Source organism: Faecalibacterium sp. An77 (genome assembly GCF_002161315.1).
Taxonomy (GTDB): Bacteria; Bacillota; Clostridia; order Oscillospirales; family Ruminococcaceae; genus Faecalibacterium.
Genome location: NZ_NFHK01000084.1, coordinates 1 through 4,490, shown reverse-complemented (window position 1 = coordinate 4,490; position 4,490 = coordinate 1). Strand labels below are relative to the sequence as shown.

Annotated in this window: 5 protein-coding genes; 2 read left to right on the top strand and 3 right to left on the bottom strand. The window is 56.3% G+C overall.

From position 1 onward, the window contains the following. Positions 1–217 precede the first annotated feature (217 nt). The 3 genes from B5G28_RS14045 to B5G28_RS14035 form a co-directional block, all read right to left on the bottom strand. Positions 218–1,045 (bottom strand): SDR family oxidoreductase, encoded by an 828-nt coding sequence (locus tag B5G28_RS14045; protein ID WP_087249807.1) that lies wholly within the window; start codon positions 1,043–1,045, stop codon positions 218–220. A gap of 39 nt (positions 1,046–1,084) precedes the next feature. Then, a complete protein-coding gene (locus B5G28_RS14040; RefSeq protein ID WP_087249805.1) occupies positions 1,085–1,594 on the bottom strand; it encodes a flavodoxin in 510 nt (169 codons plus the stop codon). A 199-nt stretch (positions 1,595–1,793) separates the two neighbouring features. Then, positions 1,794–2,684 (bottom strand): LysR family transcriptional regulator, encoded by an 891-nt coding sequence (locus B5G28_RS14035; protein WP_087249803.1) that lies wholly within the window; start codon positions 2,682–2,684, stop codon positions 1,794–1,796. Between the two features lie 435 nt (positions 2,685–3,119). Between B5G28_RS14035 and B5G28_RS14030 the strand changes: the two genes are divergently transcribed. Then, a complete protein-coding gene (locus tag B5G28_RS14030) occupies positions 3,120–4,022 on the top strand; it encodes a YafY family protein (RefSeq protein ID WP_087249801.1) in 903 nt (300 codons plus the stop codon). A 3-nt stretch (positions 4,023–4,025) separates the two neighbouring features. Next, positions 4,026–4,376, top strand: coding sequence for an MmcQ/YjbR family DNA-binding protein (locus B5G28_RS14025; protein WP_087249799.1), 351 nt, complete (start codon positions 4,026–4,028; stop codon positions 4,374–4,376). Positions 4,377–4,490: the final 114 nt, after the last annotated feature.

Below are 4,490 nucleotides of genomic sequence, written 5' to 3'. Positions count from 1 at the left end.
AACCATGAGCGCATTCAACTGAAAACAGGACTGGCTCCGCTTACGCTTCGCCAGTCCTGTTAAGCTCCCCACTACACGAGGGTCTTTTTATTCATGTCTACTAATTCTGGGGCAGTTCATCGGGTGCTTTTCCATGTCGTTATTTTATTTGGGGTCGTTTTACGCAACCGGCTGTTTCACAAACAGGCGGCGCACATAGATCCTGCTGCGGGGTCCCTCAAGGCTTCAGCGGGCCATAAAAATAGGATGCGGTAGCGCCGCCGTCGACAAGAAAGTCTGCGCCGGTGATGAAAGCGCCCTTGTCGCTCATCAGCAGCTCCGCCACATTGGCCACCTCGTCGGCAGTGCCGGGGCGGCCGGCGGGGCATTTGGCGAACATATTCTTATAAAAATCCCCGCGGGGGCCGTTGAACTCGTCGATGGCCAGCGGAGTGACGATGATCCCCGGCGAGATGGAGTTGACCCGTGCGCCCTGGCTCCCCCACTTCACCGATTCCGCCATCACCCGCTTTTCGTTGCAACGTTTGGCCAGCTGATAGGCGTGGAGCGTGTCCTGGATATTTTTGAGCTGAAGCAGGGGCAGTTCCAGCAGGTGCTCGGCAGGAGTGCAGGCCAGCTGTTCGTCCTCTTCGGGAGTAAGAGCCGGCATCCGGTGACCGGACTGGCTGGAAATGGTCACACCTACACCGCCGGGGGCAATTACTTTGCCCACCTCTTCCAGCAAAACGGCTGTGCCGTAAAGATCCACCTTCAAAATGGCTTCAATGGGGGCCTGGCTGGGGGAAACTCCCGCCGCATTCACCAGCATGGTGATCTCGCCCATCTGCTGCGCCCGGGCGATCATCTTTTGAATGGATGTACGGCTGGAGAGGTCCATCTCCACGGGGGTTACATCATAGCCGGCATCGTTCATAATTCGGGCGATAGTCTGGGCATTTTCCAGTTTTTTATCTCCCACCAGAATCTTTTTGCCGTATCCCATCCGACGTGCAATGGCCATGCCGATCTGGCCAGCCCCAGCCCACAGCATCACTTGCTGCTTCATTCTGCGTTCCTCCTTTTCAACCTTACAAACTTTCCCGCCTCAGCGCGCCATGGCCCATCGTTTGATTTCTTCCCCGGCTTGCTCCACCCGGCTGCCCAGAATAGCCAGCCCCGGGGCCACGTTCGCCCCTTTGGCCGCCAGCGCGATCTTCCGCTCGGTTCCGCTCAGGCCGTTGCCCTCATGGGTACAGAAGGGGCGAATGGTTTTGCCCGTCCAGTCAAATGCTTCCAGGAAAGAGTAGACCGCCATGGGCAGATCCCCCCAATAATTGGGGTAGCCCAGATAAATCTCGTCGTACCCCTCAAGGCTTCCCGGAAGCGTTTCCAGCTCCGGTCGGGCATGGATCTGCTGGTCGGCCTTTGCCTGCCGGATACAGGTCTCGTAGTCCTCTGCATAGGGAACTTTCTGCTGAATTTTGAACAGCTCCCCGCCCACCGCCTCTGCAATCATTTGAGCCGCCTTCTCGGTGTTGCCCACTGTAACCCAGCGGTATTGGCCGCCAAAATAGTTTTCGCCGGCCCGGGAATAAAACACAATCAGTTTCGCCATTGTTTCTCCCTTTCTTTTGAATGCACTGACCGGAATCTCAATTTTTGTGAACGCCGGTCCAAGGTCTTTTCTTTACGCCTTCATTATAGAGTCCGCTGGCCCGGGAATCAATTTTGCTTTCAGAAACAGTTGATAAGTTTTTCTAATACAAAAAAGATCATCCCGAATCTTCGGAATGATCTTTGGGCACTGATTTTGTTCATTCAGCGGGCTTGTATTGCTGTTTCAGAATTTCGGCAAAGGTCTCCACATAGTAGCCGGAATTGTCCTTCTTCCAGAAGGCGCAGTAATTGCGGGTGATCTGCTCTCCCCCGCGCACTAGAGGGATTCGGACCAGACCGCTGTCCGGATTGTCCACCCCGCCGCTGCCCTCCACCGGGAGAAATCCCCGGCCGCTGATGGTCAGCAAACGGGCAGCCTCCAGCGTCTCGGCGCAGAGAAACTCTCCCTGAAAACCAACGATGTCCCGGTAATATTCCCGCTCGGTCTCCTGTTGTTCTTTGGAGGCCACCAGGATGCAAGGCAGATTCTTCAGCTCCCCGGGCTCGATCTCCTTCAAGGCCGCCAGAGGGCTGTGAGCGGACAGTTCCACCGCGCTGTCCGCGGTGGTCAGAATCAGGTTCACAAAGGTATCTGAGAAGGCCCGGCGCTGGTCATTCAGGGCAAGATCCACCTGCTCTTCCTGGAGCATTCGATAGAGTTCTTCGTGGTTCCCGTGGTGGATTTCGAGCTCCACGTCCGGGTATTTTTGGGCGAACTGCTCCACGGCACGATAGAACTCCCGGCCGCTGTAACTGCGCAGGTATCCGACCCGAAGACAGGCATTTTTGCCATGGGCGATCCGGAGGGACTCCCGGCAAATCCGCTCATAGTCGGCCACCAGAATCAGGCTTTTTTGATAGAAATACGCTCCCGCCGGGGTAAGTGTGAATTTGCGGTTTTTGCGTTCCAGCAAAAGAAAGCCCAACTCCCGTTCCAGCGCCTGGACTTGCTGGGAGATGGCAGACTGGGAGATATGGCATTCCTCCGCCGCCCTGGAAAAACTGCCGTTCCGCACCACAGCCTGAAAATACTGAATCTGCCGCAGCATGGATTTTCCTCCTGTACCAAAGAACTTTTTTTATTATAGCACAGAAACAGAGACTTTCCAAAATACTTCGTCTTTATAAGATGTTCTGTTGGGGTTCAGGTCCTCCATACAGGTGCAGCGTTCCCTCTGATTTCCTTTAACTTTTCGTCGGCAGCAATAGATAGGGCCGGATCTGTTTTGAGGGAATTCCCGGCTGCATATAGACCATTGGTTCATGACGCTTCCCCGCTTTTCTCAGACGCCTTTGACTGAATTCGATCCGATTTTGATGTGCAAAAAAGAAGCGAAACATGACAGACAGCTGTCGCACCCCTGTGGTATAATAGCTGCAAAAGCAGCTATTTGACCTGGAGGTGCGCGCGTTGCGCGGATTGGTTTTTGTCCGCTCTGGCGGACACGGTATAACACAGAAAAAGCGGAAAGGCGGCGCAGCCCATGAAAACAGAGCGTCTCATCGGCATCCTGTCCATCCTGCTCCAGCGGGAAAAGGTCACCGCGCCCGAGCTGGCGGAACAGTTTGAGGTGTCCCGCCGGACCATCCAGCGGGACATTGAATCCCTGTGCCAGGCCGGGATTCCCATCGCCACCGCTCAGGGCACCGGCGGCGGGATTTCGATTCTGGAGGGGTACCGGGTGGACCGAACCGTCCTCACCACCCCCGAGATGCAGGCCATTCTGGCGGGGCTGCAAAGTCTGGACAGCGTCAGCGGCACCCGCCGCTATGCCCAGCTGATGGAAAAACTCTCGGCCGGCGCCGGCGGGCGGGGTTCTCACATCCTGATTGACCTTTCCTCCTGGTACAAGACCAGCCTGGCCCCCAAAATCGAAACCATTCAGTCCGCCATCCAGCAGCACCACACCCTGCGCTTTACTTATTTTTCGCCCAAGGGGGAATCGGTGCGTGTCATCGAGCCCTATGATCTGGTGTTTCAGTGGTCTGCATGGTACGTCTGGGGATGGTGTCAGACCCGGGAGGACTTCCGTCTGTTCAAGCTCAACCGTATGACCGGGCTGACCGCTGGCGAGGCGTTTGTGCCTCGGGCGGCTCCTCTGCCGGATCTGACGCCGGACCGGGTTTTCCCCGCCAACTATCAGGTTACGGTTCTGTTTGATCCGGCCTGCCGCTGGCGGCTGGTGGAGGAATATGGAGCTGACAGCTTCACAGTGGAGCCGGACGGCCGGCTCCGGTTCCATCACAGTTTCCCTGATGCAGACAGCGTTCTCAGCTGGGTTTTGACCTTTGGGGAGGGCGCCGAACTGACCGAACCGGCCCAGCTGCGGGACCGGCTGGGCCAGTTGACCCGGCGGCTGGCCCAGCGCTACCAAAAGGAGGTTTGATCGATGCGTTATCTGTGGCTGGACGAATATCTTTTGAACAAGCGGGGCGTCACCAAGGATTTTCAGCCAGTATGGAACTGGATTCGCTATCACATCGGCGGCAAGATGTTTGCGGCCCTCTGTCTGGACGATGCCGGCAAGCCCTACTACATCAACCTCAAGCTGGACCCTATGGAGTCGGAATTCCTCCGGGGACAGTATCCGGACATCCTCCCCGGCTATTATTCCGACAAGCGATGCTGGGTTTCGGTGCGACCCGACGGCGCAGTGCCGGACTCTCTGCTGCGGGACATGCTGAACCAGTCCTATGGCCTGGTGCTGGCGGGACAAAGCAAAAAGGCCCGCCGGACGTGAAGTGACCCCAAAAAGTTAGACAATAATTTGAAATAAAAATAGTTCAAACAGCTGAAAGGGCTTGTTGTCTGTGAATTGCAGGCGGCAGGCCCTTTAGCTTTGCCTTAATACGCC